The 15,198-nt window shown below is 42.5% G+C and carries 11 protein-coding genes; 10 read left to right on the top strand and 1 reads right to left on the bottom strand.

The features are described from left to right. Window positions 1–30 precede the first annotated feature (30 nt). Window positions 31–903: a YitT family protein gene (locus DDV21_RS11355; RefSeq protein WP_116879096.1), complete on the top strand. Its 873-nt coding sequence runs from the start codon at window positions 31–33 to the stop codon at window positions 901–903. 331 nt (window positions 904–1,234) lie between these two features. Beyond that, window positions 1,235–2,491, top strand: a complete 1,257-nt coding sequence (locus DDV21_RS11345) for an ISL3 family transposase (RefSeq protein ID WP_117287804.1) — start codon at window positions 1,235–1,237, stop codon at window positions 2,489–2,491. Between the two features lie 254 nt (window positions 2,492–2,745). On the opposite strand, the gene argS is transcribed toward DDV21_RS11345, so the two are convergent. Beyond that, window positions 2,746–4,437: an arginine--tRNA ligase gene (argS, locus tag DDV21_RS11340; protein ID WP_116877794.1), complete on the bottom strand. Its 1,692-nt coding sequence runs from the start codon at window positions 4,435–4,437 to the stop codon at window positions 2,746–2,748. A 478-nt stretch (window positions 4,438–4,915) separates the two neighbouring features. Between argS and argR the strand changes: the two genes are divergently transcribed. The 8 genes from argR (at window position 4,916) to recA (ending at window position 14,913) form a co-directional block, all read left to right on the top strand. Beyond that, window positions 4,916–5,353: an arginine repressor gene (argR, locus tag DDV21_RS11335; protein WP_116877795.1), complete on the top strand. Its 438-nt coding sequence runs from the start codon at window positions 4,916–4,918 to the stop codon at window positions 5,351–5,353. A 12-nt stretch (window positions 5,354–5,365) separates the two neighbouring features. Beyond that, window positions 5,366–5,719: a YlbF family regulator gene (locus DDV21_RS11330; protein WP_116877796.1), complete on the top strand. Its 354-nt coding sequence runs from the start codon at window positions 5,366–5,368 to the stop codon at window positions 5,717–5,719. Beyond that, the gene (gene mutS / locus DDV21_RS11325) at window positions 5,709–8,264 is read left to right on the top strand and encodes a DNA mismatch repair protein MutS (RefSeq protein ID WP_116877797.1); all 2,556 of its coding nucleotides are present in this window, start codon (window positions 5,709–5,711) and stop codon (window positions 8,262–8,264) included. The genes DDV21_RS11330 and mutS overlap by 11 nt, the downstream gene beginning before the upstream one ends. Before the next feature lie 105 nt (window positions 8,265–8,369). After that, window positions 8,370–10,307, top strand: coding sequence for a DNA mismatch repair endonuclease MutL (gene mutL / locus DDV21_RS11320; protein ID WP_116877798.1), 1,938 nt, complete (start codon window positions 8,370–8,372; stop codon window positions 10,305–10,307). A 15-nt stretch (window positions 10,308–10,322) separates the two neighbouring features. Further along, window positions 10,323–10,916, top strand: a complete 594-nt coding sequence (gene ruvA / locus DDV21_RS11315; protein ID WP_116877799.1) for a Holliday junction branch migration protein RuvA — start codon at window positions 10,323–10,325, stop codon at window positions 10,914–10,916. Between the two features lie 781 nt (window positions 10,917–11,697). Further along, window positions 11,698–12,261 (top strand): DNA-3-methyladenine glycosylase I, encoded by a 564-nt coding sequence (locus tag DDV21_RS11310; protein WP_116877800.1) that lies wholly within the window; start codon window positions 11,698–11,700, stop codon window positions 12,259–12,261. 80 nt (window positions 12,262–12,341) lie between these two features. Beyond that, window positions 12,342–13,601, top strand: a complete 1,260-nt coding sequence (locus DDV21_RS11305) for a competence/damage-inducible protein A (protein WP_116877801.1) — start codon at window positions 12,342–12,344, stop codon at window positions 13,599–13,601. Between the two features lie 157 nt (window positions 13,602–13,758). Beyond that, on the top strand, window positions 13,759–14,913 hold the full coding sequence (recA, locus tag DDV21_RS11300) for a recombinase RecA (RefSeq protein WP_116877802.1): 1,155 nt from the start codon (window positions 13,759–13,761) through the stop codon (window positions 14,911–14,913). Window positions 14,914–15,198: the final 285 nt, after the last annotated feature.

Here is a 15,198-nt window from a genome sequence, read left to right as displayed (position 1 = left end):
GATCTGATTAGCTAGGAAAGGATATATGTGATGGTCAAAGAGGAGAAAATTATTCAGGTTCGGAATTTATTATTAATCACTTTAGGGGTGGCGATTTATACTTTCGGTTTTGTAAAGCTGAATATGGCTTATCGGTTGGCAGAAGGCGGTGTTGCCGGAATCACGTTGATTATTCATTCTTTGTTGGGGATTAATCCCGCTTATTCATCGCTTTTTTTTAATATCCCGCTTTTTATTATAGGTGCCAGAGTTTTAGGCAGAAAGTCTCTGACTTTGATGGTTTACGGGACAGTTTTAATGTCGTTTTTCATGTGGTTTTGGCAGCTCATTCCGCTGCGAATCGTTCTGCAGCATGATATGATGCTGGTAGCTGTGGTTGCCGGTCTATGTTCCGGAGCGGGGAGCGGGTTGGTTTTTCGCTATGGAGCAACAACGGGAGGAACGGATATTATCGGCCGACTGGCGGAGGAAAAACTGGGGTTTAAGCTTGGACAGACCTTGCTTTTTATCGATTCTTTGGTCCTTTGTGCCTCTTTGATTTACATTGATCTTCAGCATATGCTCTATACTCTGATTGCCAGCTTTGTATTCAGTCAGGTGCTGACTATTGTTCAAAATGGCGGTTACTCTGTCCGCGGCATGATTATCATTACCAAACAGTCAGAAGCAGCAGCAAGGGCAATTCTTCAGGAGATTAATAGAGGCGTTACCTATCTGGAAGGCCAAGGGGCTTATTCTGGCCAGCAGCAGAAGGTTCTTTATGTTGTCCTTAATCCCGGTGAGGTTAGAGCTGTTAAGGCTATTTTAGCCCACTTAGATCCGGATGCTTTTATTTCGATTATGGATGTTGATGAGGTAATCAGTTCTGATTTTAAAATCCGCCGGAGAAATTATGATAAATAAGAAGGAGCTGTTCTTATATAATTGAAATCTTACTGATCTAAACATTTTATGACACTGGAAAGAGGCAGGGGACAAAAGAAGGCCGCTGAAAAAGTCATCTCAATGAAATTATCAACAAATAAACTGATAGAAAAGCAATAAAAACAAATTAAAAAACGAACGATATAAACTAAGTCCTGTTTGACTAGCATAAATCGTTCGTTTTTTAGGCTCTATAATTTCTGTAGTGGGTAACTCCACTCTGGAGATTATGGAGCTTTTTGACTGTAGAAAAAAAGTCCCATATGACTTATAATGAAAAGCGTTCAAACAACTCATTAGAAAGGCTCATATGGAACATCTTAAGCATACCACAGAATTAATCGGAATGAAAGACCCAAATATCATCATAGGGAGTGCTGTTAAATACGATAGTCATATTGTCATCAACGCTATGCTGGATTATCCACCAAAACATTGTCCTCTCTGTAATCACCACATGATTAAATATGATTTCCAAAAGCCATCTACCATTCCAATCTTAGATATCCAAGGCATGCCAACCCTCCTTAAACTCAAAAAAAGACGCTTCCAATGCAAGTCCTGCCGTAAAGTCAGGGTCGCTCAAACAAGTTTGGTTAAGAAGAATCACCAAATCTCGCATCCTGTCTGGCAGAAAATCACCCAGCTTCATACCGAAAAACGGACCAATACAGACATCGCTAAAGCCCTTCATATCTCCGTTTCTGCCGTCCAACGACAGTTAGAACTATTGACCTTCAAAGAGGACTTTTCAAGACTTCCTGAGGTCTTATCCTGGGATGAATTCTCTTATCAAAAAGGAAAACTCGCTTTTATCGCTCAAGATTTTCAAACCAAAAAGATTATGGCCATTTTAGACAACAACCGGCAAACAACTATCAAGAACCACTTTTTTAAGTACTCTCGAAAGGGTCGTGAGCAGGTTAAGGTCGTGACCGCAGACATGTCTGGAAGCTATATCCCCCTAATCAAAAGATTATTTCCAAACGCCAAGATTGTGTTGGACCGTTTCCACATTGTGCAGCACCTAGGACGTGCTATGTTGGCTACCAGAATTGCCATCATGAAAACCTTTGATAAAGGCTCATTACCTTATCGTGCCTTAAAAAATCACTGGCGACTCTTCCAAAAAGAGAGTCGGAAGCTCTCTGACAAACCCTTCTATTCACGAACTTTCAGACAGACTTTAACACCTCGTGAAATCATTGAGAAAACATTAAATCTCTCAGACGAACTTCGCTATTACTATGATCTTTATCAGCTGCTCTTATTCCATTTTCAGCAAAAGAATTCCAAGTACTTTTTCGAACTGATCGAAGAACACATGGGCACGGTCAACTCAGTGCTTCAAACGACCTTTGAGACCTTCAAGAAATACAAAAAAGAGATTACCAACGCCCTTGAATTCCCCTACTCCAACGCCAAACTCGAAGCTACCAATAAGATTATCAAAGACATTAAGCGAAATGCCTTTGGTTTTAGGAACTTCAAAAACTTTAAAACTAAAATTCTAATCGCTTTGAACATTCAAAAAGAGAGAACCTCTCTGATTCTCTCTCGTGCTTAGCTATAAGTCACCCACTACAGTTGACAATGAGCCGTTTTTTATTGGCTTCGTTTTTTCCGCAGACTTTTCCAGCGGTCTCGGACAAAAGTCCCGCCTCCTTTTACTTTTTTAAACATATGAATTTGGCGCAGTGACTGTTTGAAATGTTGCGAAAGGGTTAGCGGCTCCCTGATCAACTGTGCGGAGGCGGGACAACAAAATCGAAAACGTCATGTTATGACAATTTACCGATTTTTGTCCCATACTCTTTTCTGTTACATTTCATTTGGCGCCTCAAGGCCAAGCAGGCGCAGATCTTCTTTTAATACTGTGGCCGTTGCATAGCAAAGAGCAAGCCGGCTGTCGCGCTCAGGGTCAGCAGCAATAATACGAGTGTGAGCATAGTATTTATTAAAACTTTGCGCCAAATGAATCGCATGTTTTGCAATAAGAGCCGGTTCAAATCTGTCAGCGGCGCGTTTGACAGTGTCTGGAAAGTTTTGAATCAGTTTAACAATTTCCCAGCTTTCTTTGTCATTAAGGCTGTAGGAAGCGCCGGTATCAGGAGAGAAAGCGGCTTTCCTCAGAATCGACTGAATGCGTGCATGTGCATATTGGACGTAGGGGCCGGTTTCTCCTTCAAAAGATACCATGGCTTCAAGATCGAAATCATAGCCGTTCATTCGGTCAGTTTTTAAATCATAAAACTTTATAGCTCCTACACCTACGGCATGGGCAACAGCTTCTTTATCAGCAAGATCGGGATTTTTGGCATTGATTTGTTGGGCGGCACGGTTCACAGCCTCAGCAAGCGTGGGTTCCAAAAGGATAATATTTCCTTTTCGTGTAGAAAGCTTTTTACCGCCTTTAGTAACTAAACCGAAAGGAACATAGTGGATGTCATCTGTCCAGTCGTAACCCATTTCTTTAAGAATAGCTTTGAGCTGTTTGAAATGACCGGCCTGTTCACTGCCAACGACATAAATAGATTTGGCAAAATCATACTGCCGTTTGCGGTAGAGCGCTGTAGCCAAGTCACGTGTGATGTACAGTGTTGCCCCATCAGACTTTTTAATGAGAGCTGGATGCTCAAAGCCGTATTTTTCTAAATCAACAACTTGTGCGCCCTGTGATTCTTTAAGCAAGCCTTTTGCGGACAAGAGGTCAACAATTTCGGCCATTTTATCATTATAGAAAGCTTCCCCGTTATAACTGTCAAAAGTGACTCCCAGCTCATCATAAAGCTGGCTGAATTCAAGCAGGCTTTCTTTGCGGAACCACTGCCAAAGATTCTGCGCCTCCTCATCTCCTTCTTCCAGTTTGCGGAACCATTCACGCGCTTCTTCATCCAGTTCAGGATTTTTTTGAACTTCCTCATTGATGCGGACATAAAGCTGTAGAAGTTCTTCAATCGGATGTTCTTTAACGGCTTCCTCCTGTCCCCATTTTTTGTAAGCAAGGATAAGGAGACCAAACTGCTTGCCCCAGTCCCCTAAATGATTGATTTTGACTGTTTTGTAACCTAATTTCTGGAAAATTTGTGCTAAACTGTCTCCGATAACGGTAGAGCGCAGATGTCCGATTGAAAAAGGCTTGGCAATATTAGGACTGGACATATCAATGGTCACATTGCGCCCCGCTCCTATCTTTTCCTGACCATAGTCAGCGCCTTCTGCCAAAACTTGGCCGATAAGGGCTGCTGATATTTGGCTTTTATCTAAAAAGAAATTAACGTAAGGTCCTACGGCCTGTACTTTTTCAAACTGACTGCTATCAATTTTTTGAATGATTTCTTCTGCAATCAGCTGAGGTGCCTTGCGCCAGGTTTTAGCCAAACTAAAGGCTGGAAAAGCCCAATCACCCATGTCAGAATTTTTGGGAATTTCCAGTAAATCAGTGACAGCTGCCGCTTCTAAGTCAGGGACAGCTTTTCTTATCTGCTCGGCAACCAAATCTTTTGTATCCATCTTAACTTTCTCCTCAAACAGTAGTCACATTATTTTAACACAAAACTTGAAATTAGACGAGAGTCATCGATGTAAATTATGCTGCAAGGAGGAATAGACAGCAAAAGTTCAATGCGATGAGCGTGGGACAAAAATCGTTAAATTGCCATAACATGACGCTTTCGCTTTTGTCGTCCCGCCTCCGTACAGTTGATCAGGGAGTCTCTATCCTTTGCGCGACAAGGGATAGGATCTTCCAATCAGCCGCTGCGCCAAGCTCATCTGTTAAAAAGTAAAAAGAAGCAGGACTTTTGTCCCAGCCCTAAAAGCTCAGGAAAACAAAGGCTAAGAAAAGTCGAGAAAAAAGCACTGCGGAGGAGAAGCGGTGTTTTAGAAACAGGTTCTGTGTCTGTTTGATAAGCCGCAAGGAGGATAGCTGAAATATTCAGGCTTTTTTGCTATAATTTTAAGTACAAATAGACAGTTAAAGGGAAAATTGATGAATAAAGCAGAGAGACAAGCAAAAATCAGATATCTTATCCAAAATGGCCATATCAGCACACAAGAAGCTATTAAACGGGCTCTTCAGGATGAAGGGATTCAGGTCACCCAAGCCACTCTTTCCCGTGATTTACGTGAAATTGGCCTGCTTAAACGTCGCGATGCTGACGGCAAACTTTATTACAGCCTATCGAGTTCCTCAGTTAGCCGTTTTACGCCTGTTATTCGTTCTTATATTTTAAAAGTGGCGCGGGCAGACTTTATTTTGGTATTGCATACGAACCTAGGCGAAGCCGATGTTTTAGCCAATCTTATTGACAGCGCTCAGCTTCCGGATTTGTTGGGAACAGTGGCCGGTGCCGACACATTGCTCCTTATCTGTAAAGACGGAACCGTTGCAGCAGAAGTTGAGCAGGATTTGCTGGCAGGTTTGTAATTGATGTGTAGTATGAATAGTAAGTTTGATGAATCTGTAGAGGCGCTGCTGGAAGCTATTCGTAAGCATGACAGCATTCAAGCCTTTAAAAAAGCGGAACAGCATATTAAAAAATTACCTGAGCTGGAGCATTTAGCTCATAAAATGAAAGCCTACCAGCAGGATGCTGTCTTATTTCAGAAAATTGAAAAAGATCAGGCTGCCTCTAAAGCAGGGCAGGAAGCGGACAAGCTTGAGCAGGAACTGTCTCAGCTGCCTGTTGTCCAGGATTACCGCGATAAAATGCAGGATGCCAGCGATCTTTTGCAGTATATCACTAAGACCTTAGAGAAAAAGATTAATGAGGAGTTAACTGATGCCAAGTGAAAAACTGTCTCCAGGCATGCAGCAGTATTTGGATGTTAAGAAAGAATATCCAGATGCTTTTTTGCTTTTTAGGATGGGAGATTTTTATGAACTGTTCTATGATGATGCAGTGGAAGCTGCACAGATTTTAGAAATCAGCCTGACCAGCCGCAATAAAAACGCTGATCAGCCGATTCCGATGGCGGGAGTTCCATATCATTCGGCGCAGCAGTATATTGATATCCTTGTCGAAAGAGGCCATAAGGTAGCCATTGCTGAACAGATGGAGGATCCTAAACAGGCAGTCGGTGTTGTAAAACGTGAAGTTGTTCAGGTCATCACACCAGGAACGGTTGTTGATTCTGCTAAACCCGACAGCGCTAATAATTTTTTAGTTGCCGTTGATTCAGACGGTACTAGCTTTGGTTTATCTTATATGGATCTGTCAACCGGTGAGTTTTATGCGACAGTGCTTGGCGATTTTTTCAGTGTTCGCAGTGAAATTATGAATCTGAAGGCGCGTGAGGTTGTCATTGGCTACAGCTTGTCTGAAGAGGATGCGCATATCCTTACTGGGCAGATGAATCTTTTATTATCACAGGAGCAGACTAGGCTGGAAGCACCTCATCTGATTGACGGAAGTCTGTCTCCCCTTGAAATTTCCGCAGCAGAAAAACTTCTGCAGTATGTTCAGCAGACACAAAAGCGCGAACTCAGTCATTTACAGCCGTTAATTCATTACGAATTTAAAAACTATCTGCAAATGTCCTATACCAGTAAAACCAGCTTAGACCTTCTGGAAAATGCCAGAACTGGGAAAAAGCACGGCAGTTTATACTGGCTTTTAGATAAGACTAAAACTGCTATGGGAATGCGCCTGCTGCGCAGCTGGATTGACCGTCCGCTGGTAAATCCTCAGCGCATCTTGGAAAGGCAGAATATTATTCAGGTTTTTCTGGATTCCTTTTTTGAGCGCAGTGACTTAACAGACAGCTTAAAAGGGGTTTATGACATTGAGCGTCTGGTCAGCCGTGTTTCATTTGGAAAAGCCAATCCTAAAGACTTGCTGCAGTTGGGACATACTCTGGCTCAAGTGCCGCTGATTAAAACAATTTTAGGCAATTTCCAAGCTTCTGAGCTGGATAAAATCATCGAACAGCTTGACACACTTCCAGAATTGGAAAGTCTTATCCGTTCTGCTGTTGACCCAGATGCTGCTGCAGTTATCACAGAAGGAAACATCATCCGCACAGGTTTCGATGAAAAACTCGACAATTACCGCAGAGTCATACGCGAAGGAACCGGATGGATTGCTGATATTGAGAGCAAAGAACGGGAAGCCAGCGGAATTACTAATCTGAAAATAGACTACAACAGAAAAGACGGCTATTATTTCCATGTCACTAATTCTAATCTGTCTTTAGTTCCTGATCATTTTTTCCGCAAGGCAACCTTGAAAAATTCCGAACGTTTCGGAACAGCCGAACTGGCAAAAATTGAAGGGGAGATGCTGGAAGCACGCGAAGAATCGGCAAATCTTGAATATGAAATTTTTATGCGTATCCGCCGGCAGGTAGAAGGTTATATTTCCCGCCTGCAAAACTTGGCCAAAGCGATAGCAACAGTTGACGTTCTGCAAAGTTTGGCAGCTGTTGCCGAAAACAATCATTACATACGTCCGCACTTCAACAATAAGCAAAAAATCGCTGTGGAGAACGGGCGCCATGCCGTAATCGAAACCGTTATGGGGGCACAAGAGTATATTCCCAACAGTATTTCCCTTGATGAAGAAACACATATTCAGCTGATTACAGGGCCGAATATGAGCGGGAAATCAACGTATATGCGCCAGCTGGCTTTGACGGTTATTATGGCGCAAATGGGTTCTTTTGTGGCTGCCGACCAGGCAGAGCTGCCGATTTTTGATGCTATCTATACTCGTATTGGTGCTGCAGATGACCTCATATCCGGACAGTCAACCTTTATGGTAGAAATGATGGAGGCTAATCAGGCTTTAAAATCTGCAACGGCGAATTCTTTGATTCTCTTTGATGAACTTGGGCGGGGGACAGCCACTTATGACGGTATGGCGCTGGCTCAGTCCATTATCGAGTATATTCATAATAATATCGGCGCTAAAACCATGTTTGCAACTCACTATCATGAATTAACGGAACTTGCGAATGAACTGTCTCATCTTGTCAATGTTCATGTCACCACTTTGGAAAAAAACGGGGAAGTGACCTTTTTGCATAAGATTGCAGACGGTCCTGCTGATAAGTCCTACGGTATTCATGTTGCAAAAATCGCTGGTCTGCCCGATGCCTTACTGGAACGGGCAGATTCAATCTTAAGTAATTTGGAAGCTGATGCCGCACATATTCCTTTGTCAGAAATAGGAGCCTCTGCCTCACCAGCTTCTCCTGCTCAGTCGGAACAATTAAGTTTATTTGCAGAAGAAAGCGCTCATCAAGCCGTTATTCAAAAATTAAAGAGCCTTGATGCTGTCAATCTGACGCCTTTGGAGGCGCTGAATGCGCTTTTTGAACTGCAGAACTTACTGTAGCTGCCAATCCAGCAGCGCCTGAAATAGGCAGATTTTCTTAAAAACCGGCAGATTCTTTTCGAATCTGTTTTGTGCTATAATGGTTATCTATAAGTGAGGAAAACAATGTCAAAAATTATTGAATTACCTGAAATTTTAGCCAATCAGATTGCCGCCGGGGAAGTGATTGAAAGGCCTGCCAGTGTTGTCAAAGAGCTGGCTGAAAATGCTATTGATGCAGCCAGCACACAGATTATTATTGAAGTTGCAGAATCCGGCCTTCAAAAAATTCAAGTAACTGATAACGGCGAAGGAATTGCTCTGGAAGATGTTGCTTTAAGTCTGCAGCGGCATGCAACCAGTAAAATTAGAAATCAGGCAGATCTTTTCCGTATTCGAACATTAGGTTTTAGAGGGGAAGCCATTCCGTCGATTGCTTCTGTCAGTACTTTTACGATGAGAACAGCAACTGCAGATGCAGAGCACGGGACTCTCATAGTCGCTAAAGGCGGAGAGATTGAAAGAGAAGAGCCGGTTTCAGCTCCGGCAGGAACAAAAGTAACTGTTGAAAATCTCTTTTTCAACACTCCCGCACGGCTTAAGTATATGAAGAGCCTCCAAGCAGAGCTGGCGCATATTGTCGATGTTGTCAACCGACTTAGTTTGGCTCATCCTGAAATCTCCTTTACCTTAATCAGCGATGGACGGCAGCTGATCAAAACATCCGGCACTGGTGATTTACGTCAGGCAATTGCTGGTGTTTACGGCCTTAATACAGCCAAAAAAATGGTGGAAATTTCTAATGCGGACTTGGATTTTGAAGTGTCTGGCTATGTCAGTCTGCCGGAGCTGACCCGTGCCAACCGCAATTATATTACTATCCTCATCAACGGCCGTTATATCAGGAATTTTTTGCTCAATCGTGCTATTTTGTCCGGCTATGGATCTAAATTGATGGTTGGGCGCTTTCCTATTGCTGTTATCGACATTCAGATTGACCCTTATTTGGCTGATGTCAATGTTCATCCTACCAAGCAGGAAGTACGTATTTCAAAGGAACAGGAACTGATGCAGCTTATCAGTTCAGCCATTGCAGAGAGTCTTCATGAGCAGACTCTTATCCCAGATGCACTGGAAAACCTCGCCAAATCTAGTACACGTACGAGTTCTAAAGCGGAACAGACCAGCTTGCCTTTACAGCAGAGTCAACTTCAGTATGATCGGCAGAAGAGGGACTTTTTTATCAAGGAAGATACTGTTGAAGAAGCAGCTGTTTCTTTGGAGGACGTTGACAAAGCTGTAAAGCAAGTTGACAGTTCTTCTGCGGTTAAATATGCCAGCCGCAAGCTGAAAGAAGATGATGATAACGAGCATCCTGAATTTGACTTTAATAACAAAACAAAAATAAATAAGCTGATTGATAAACTGGATAATGAAGAGCAATCCAGCTTTCCTGAATTAGAATATTTCGGACAGATGCACGGCACCTATCTCTTTGCACAAAATGCTGAAGGACTTTATATTATTGATCAGCATGCTGCACAAGAGCGGGTTAAATATGAATATTACCGTGAAAAAATTGGAGAGGTTGACAATAGTTTACAGCAGCTTCTGGTTCCTCAGCTTTTTGAATTTTCTGCAGCCGATTTTATCAGCCTGCAGGAGAGAATGCCTTTGCTGAATCAAGTGGGTATTCGTCTGGAACCCTATGGTGAGAATACTTTTATTCTGCGGGAACATCCTATCTGGATGAAAGAAGATGAGATTGAAGCTGGGGTTTATGAGATGTGCGATATACTTCTTTTAACAAATGAACTTTCAGTTAAAACTTATCGGGCTGAGCTGGCTATTATGATGTCCTGCAAACGTTCTATAAAAGCCAATCATACTTTAGATGACTATTCTGCACGTGATTTGCTGTTTCAGCTGTCCCAGTGCAAAAATCCTTACAACTGTCCGCATGGCCGGCCGGTTCTGATCCATTTCACTAAATCGGATATGGAAAAGATGTTCCGGCGTATTCAAGAAAATCACAGCAGCTTGAGAGAACTGGGGAAATATTGAGAGAGTTAAGAAAAAATGTACGATTATATCAAAGGAAGATTAACAAAGATTACGGCAAAATATATTGTGATTGAAGCTGGTGGACTCGGATATATTATCCATGTTGCCAACCCTTACAGTTTTTCAGACATGGTCAGTCAGGATATCCAGATTTATCTGCATCATGTTGTCAGAGAAGATGCACAGCTGCTTTATGGTTTTCATACAGAAGATGAGAAGAGTGTTTTTTTAAATCTGATTTCCGTTTCAGGAATTGGTCCGACAACAGCTCTTGCTATTATTGCGGTCAGTGATAATGAGGGTCTGGTCAAAGCGATTGACAGCAATGACATTAAGTACCTTACAAAATTCCCTAAAATCGGGAAAAAAACAGCTCAGCAAATGGTTCTGGATCTTGCAGGGAAGTTTGCTGCTGACTCAAAAGCGGATACTGATAAGCCGCAAAAAGAAGTTCCGGCTAGCAATCTTGCACTTGATGAAGCTTTCGAGGCTCTTTTGGCTCTGGGATATAAACCCAGTGAACTCAAGAAAATTCGTCCCTCCTTTGAAGGAACTAATGAAACAACAGAAAGCTATATCAAGTCCAGTTTGAAAAAACTTATGAAATAATATTACCCTCTCAATTGCTTTCAGCAGCTGATTCCTGATGCAGGAACAGGCTTATAAGGGTAGGATTGAAACGATGCTGTGGAAGGAAGCCTGCTGCAATCGCAGCAGGCATCGGTGCTTACGCCAGACGGTTTTTGGTGAGTATATTCGAGTAATACAGTGCTCAGGCCTTGTTTTTCGGCTGATTTCTTTCGCGGCCTTTGTATCTTGTTGTAATTGAACACGGCCTAAACGCTGTGTAAAAAAGACAGCTAAGTTTAGAATTGATTTCAAGTTAACTAGCCGTAGACGTCTGAAAGCTTTGTCGCCTAACAGTCGACCGCAGCTTTCTAGTCGTCTTGGCAGAGGTGCGTCTGCGAAATCAAAGATTTCGGACTTACCGTCATTTTTACTTTGCGTTCTTAACGGCCTTTGTATCTTAGTGGAATTGAACACGGCCTAAAATCCTAGTGAAAAAGATGCCTGTCAGCGTGATGCTTGCATCACTTGTCAGTCCCTATTTTCATACGGATTTCTTAACGGCCTTTGTATCTTAGTGGAATTGAACACGGCCTAAAATCCTAGTGAAAAAGATGCCTGTCAGCGTGATGCTTGCATCACTTGTCAGTCCCTATTTTCATACGGATTTCTTAACGGCCTTTGTATCTTGTTGTAATTGAACACGGCCTAAACGCTGTGTAAAAAAGATAGCCTTCCCTTGAGTCTTTAGTGACTCGGCGGTCAGGCTCCTATTTTTACTTTGCGTTCTTAACGGCCTTTGTATCTTAATAAGGAGTTGTCAATGAAACGTTGCGGTTGGGTTAAGGAAAACAATCCCTTGTATGTAGAATATCATGATAAAGAGTGGGGGCAGCCTCTGCACGATGAAAGAGCGCTGTTTGAACTGTTTTGTTTGGAAACATATCAGGCTGGTCTGTCTTGGGAAACAGTTTTGAACAAACGTTCAGCTTTTAAGCAAGTGTTTGCCGATTATGAAATTGAAAAAGTAGCGGCCATGTCAGATGATCAGCTGGAAGCAATCTTGGAAAATCCAAATATCATTCGCAATCGTCTGAAAATTTTTGCAACACGGGCGAATGCACAGGCATTTTTAGAAATACAGAAAAAATTTGGTTCTTTTGACAGTTATATCTGGACTTTTGTCGGGTATGAAACGATTCATAATCAGATTGCCGATTACAAAATGGCGCCTGCAAAAACAGCACTTTCAGAGAAAATTGCTAAAGATTTGAAAAAACAGGGCTGTAAATTTGTCGGTCCTGTGGCTGTTTATTCGTTTCTGCAGGCTGCAGGTCTGGTTAACGATCACGAAGAGAACTGTGTTTTCAATCCTGCTGGCAGTTAAGGAACGGTTCTTTTTCTTTTCTTTGGACTTGTGCTTAAAAATAGGAGAAAATTACGAATAAATCAATTAAGGTGGTAAAAATGAGAGCTGAAATTATTGCGGTAGGGACTGAATTGCTAACAGGGCAGATTGTAAATACCAATGCTCAATTTCTATCTGAAAAGTTTGCTGAGCTGGGTATCGATGTTTTTTTTCAAACAGCGGTAGGAGATAATGAAAAGCGTCTTTTATCTGTGATTGATATTGCCAGCAGACGCAGCAATCTTGTTGTCCTTTGCGGAGGGCTTGGTCCGACAGAAGATGATTTAACAAAGCAAACTCTGGCAAAATATTTAGGCCGGGACTTGGTATTCGACGGTCAGGCAGTCCAGCGTTTAGATGCTTTTTTTGCGGAACGTCCTCAGCATACCAGAACACCGAATAATGAGAGGCAGGCTCAACTGATTGCCGGTTCATCCCCTTTGCAAAACAATAACGGTCTGGCAGTGGGAGGTGTGCTTGAGCAGAACGGAGTAACCTATGTTGTTCTGCCGGGCCCTCCTAGTGAACTGAAACCTATGGTTTTAGAACAGCTTGTTCCTCTTTTGGGACAGGGTAAACAGCGGCTGTACTCCCGTGTTTTACGGTTTTTTGGCATTGGCGAAAGTCAGCTGGTTACTGTTTTAGCGGATTTTATTGAAGAGCAGACAGACCCTACTGTAGCTCCTTACGCTAAAATCGGCGAGGTGACTCTACGGTTATCTACTAAAGCCCCCAGCCAAAAGGATGCTGATTTAAAACTTGACCGGCTGGAAAAGAAGATTTTGGCAGTAAAAACTCTGGATGGACTTAGATTAAGCGATTTGCATTATGGATATGGTGATGATAACAGTCTGGCCCAAACTGTCTTTGAACTGCTTAAAAAAAATAAAAAGACTGTGACGGCAGCAGAGAGTCTCACGGCAGGTTTATTTCAATCCAGTTTGGCAGAATTTTCCGGTGCTTCTCAGGTTTTTAGCGGCGGTTTTATAACTTACAGTATAGAAGAAAAGGCAAAAATGCTGAAAATCCCGCTTGCAGATTTACGGGCTAACGGAGTAGTCAGCTCTTTTACTGCTGAGCGAATGGCTGCACAAGCTCGCTTGTTGACTGGTGCGGATTTTGGTATAGGACTGACAGGAGTCGCAGGACCGGAGGAGCTGGAAAAGCAGCCGGCAGGTACAGTTTTTATCGGTCTTTCCAGTAAAGACAGACTTTATTCGATTAAGCTCAGCTTAGGGGGACGCAGCCGTTCCGATGTGCGCTATATTGCCGCGCTGTCTGCTTTCAATTTGATACGTCAAGCTTTATTAAAAGGCTGAAATTTGCTATAATATATAAGGTTAGCATGATATTATTTTTGTGATAATAAAAGATGGGACAATAAGAAAAGGGCTGATTCCCAATGTCAAGAAAGCTTTTCTTATCACTTTTTCGCACTATCTAAACCTTTTTATCATTGTAATAAAGGAGAAAACATTGGCAAAAAAAGCAAAAAAAACAGAAGAAATTACTAAAAAATTCGGCGATGAGCGCCAAAAAGCCCTCAATACCGCTTTAAAAAACATTGAAAAAGATTTCGGAAAAGGAGCTGTTATGCGCCTTGGAGAACGTGCTGAGCAAAAAGTTCAGGTGATGAGTTCCGGAAGTCTTGCACTTGATATTGCTCTCGGGGTGGGCGGTTACCCTAAAGGGCGTATCATTGAGATTTACGGCCCTGAATCTTCTGGGAAGACAACTGTCGCCCTACATGCTGTAGCTCAGGCACAAAAGGAAGGCGGCATTGCTGCTTTCATTGATGCAGAGCATGCGCTTGATCCGGCTTATGCACAGGCTCTTGGTGTTAATATTGATGAACTTCTCCTGTCACAGCCGGATTCAGGTGAACAAGGTCTTGAAATTGCCGGTCAGTTAATTGATTCGGGTGCGGTTGACCTTGTTGTAGTAGACTCTGTAGCTGCACTTGTACCGCGTGCCGAAATTGATGGAGATATTGGTGACAGCCATGTTGGGCTGCAGGCACGTATGATGAGCCAAGCTATGCGCAAACTCTCGGCTTCAATTAATAAAACGAAAACAATTGCCATTTTCATCAATCAGCTGCGAGAAAAGGTCGGAATTATGTTTGGCAATCCGGAAACAACTCCCGGCGGACGGGCGCTTAAATTTTATGCTTCGGTGCGTCTGGATGTCCGCGGCAACACACAAATTAAAGGAACTGGCAGCAGTAAGGATACCAATGTTGGTAAAGAGACCAAGATCAAGGTTGTCAAAAATAAGGTGGCTCCTCCATTTAAGGAAGCATTTGTTGAAATTATGTACGGTGAAGGGATTTCACGTACAGGAGAGCTTCTAAAAATAGCCAGTGAACTGGATATCATCCAAAAAGCAGGAGCTTGGTATTCTTACAAGAATGAAAAAATCGGTCAGGGTTCAGAAAATGCTAAGAAATTTTTGGCTGAGCACCCTGAAATTTTTGATGAAGTGGATAGACAAGTTCGTGTAGAATACGGCCTGCTTGAAGGAGACCCAAATCAGGAAAATCCAGCAGAAAATGAAGCTGAATCAGAAAAACAAGCAAAAGATGGCGATCTTGTTTTGGATCTTGATGATGCAATTGAAATTGAAGAGTAAAGGGGCAGTGACAAAATCCTGCCTTATTTTCTTTTTTAAACAGATGAATGTGGCGCAGTGGCTGATTGGACGTTCTTATCCCTTGCTGCACATGGGATAGCGGCCTACCTAATCAACTGTGAGCAGGCGGGACGGCAAAATCGAAAGCATCATTTTATGACCATTGACCGATTGTTGTCACACTCTCTTTCCTGAACCTAAAAATAAGAAAGCGAAGCACATTCAGATGCTGGATTCGAACTGTCTGTGACAAAGCCCTTATTTTATCTAGTTTAGTGTTAAGAG

This window comes from Streptococcus chenjunshii (assembly GCF_003086355.1).
Taxonomy (GTDB): Bacteria; Bacillota; Bacilli; order Lactobacillales; family Streptococcaceae; genus Streptococcus; species Streptococcus chenjunshii.
This window is presented reverse-complemented; position numbering and strand designations above follow the sequence as displayed.

Coding starts and splice junctions, on each gene's coding strand:
- DDV21_RS11355 (WP_116879096.1), top strand. CDS start 31: ATGGTCAAAGAGGAGAAAATTATTCAGGTTCGGAATTTATTATTAATC.
- DDV21_RS11345 (WP_117287804.1), top strand. CDS start 1,235: ATGGAACATCTTAAGCATACCACAGAATTAATCGGAATGAAAGACCCA.
- argS (WP_116877794.1), bottom strand. CDS start 4,437: ATGGATACAAAAGATTTGGTTGCCGAGCAGATAAGAAAAGCTGTCCCT.
- argR (WP_116877795.1), top strand. CDS start 4,916: ATGAATAAAGCAGAGAGACAAGCAAAAATCAGATATCTTATCCAAAAT.
- DDV21_RS11330 (WP_116877796.1), top strand. CDS start 5,366: ATGAATAGTAAGTTTGATGAATCTGTAGAGGCGCTGCTGGAAGCTATT.
- mutS (WP_116877797.1), top strand. CDS start 5,709: ATGCCAAGTGAAAAACTGTCTCCAGGCATGCAGCAGTATTTGGATGTT.
- mutL (WP_116877798.1), top strand. CDS start 8,370: ATGTCAAAAATTATTGAATTACCTGAAATTTTAGCCAATCAGATTGCC.
- ruvA (WP_116877799.1), top strand. CDS start 10,323: ATGTACGATTATATCAAAGGAAGATTAACAAAGATTACGGCAAAATAT.
- DDV21_RS11310 (WP_116877800.1), top strand. CDS start 11,698: ATGAAACGTTGCGGTTGGGTTAAGGAAAACAATCCCTTGTATGTAGAA.
- DDV21_RS11305 (WP_116877801.1), top strand. CDS start 12,342: ATGAGAGCTGAAATTATTGCGGTAGGGACTGAATTGCTAACAGGGCAG.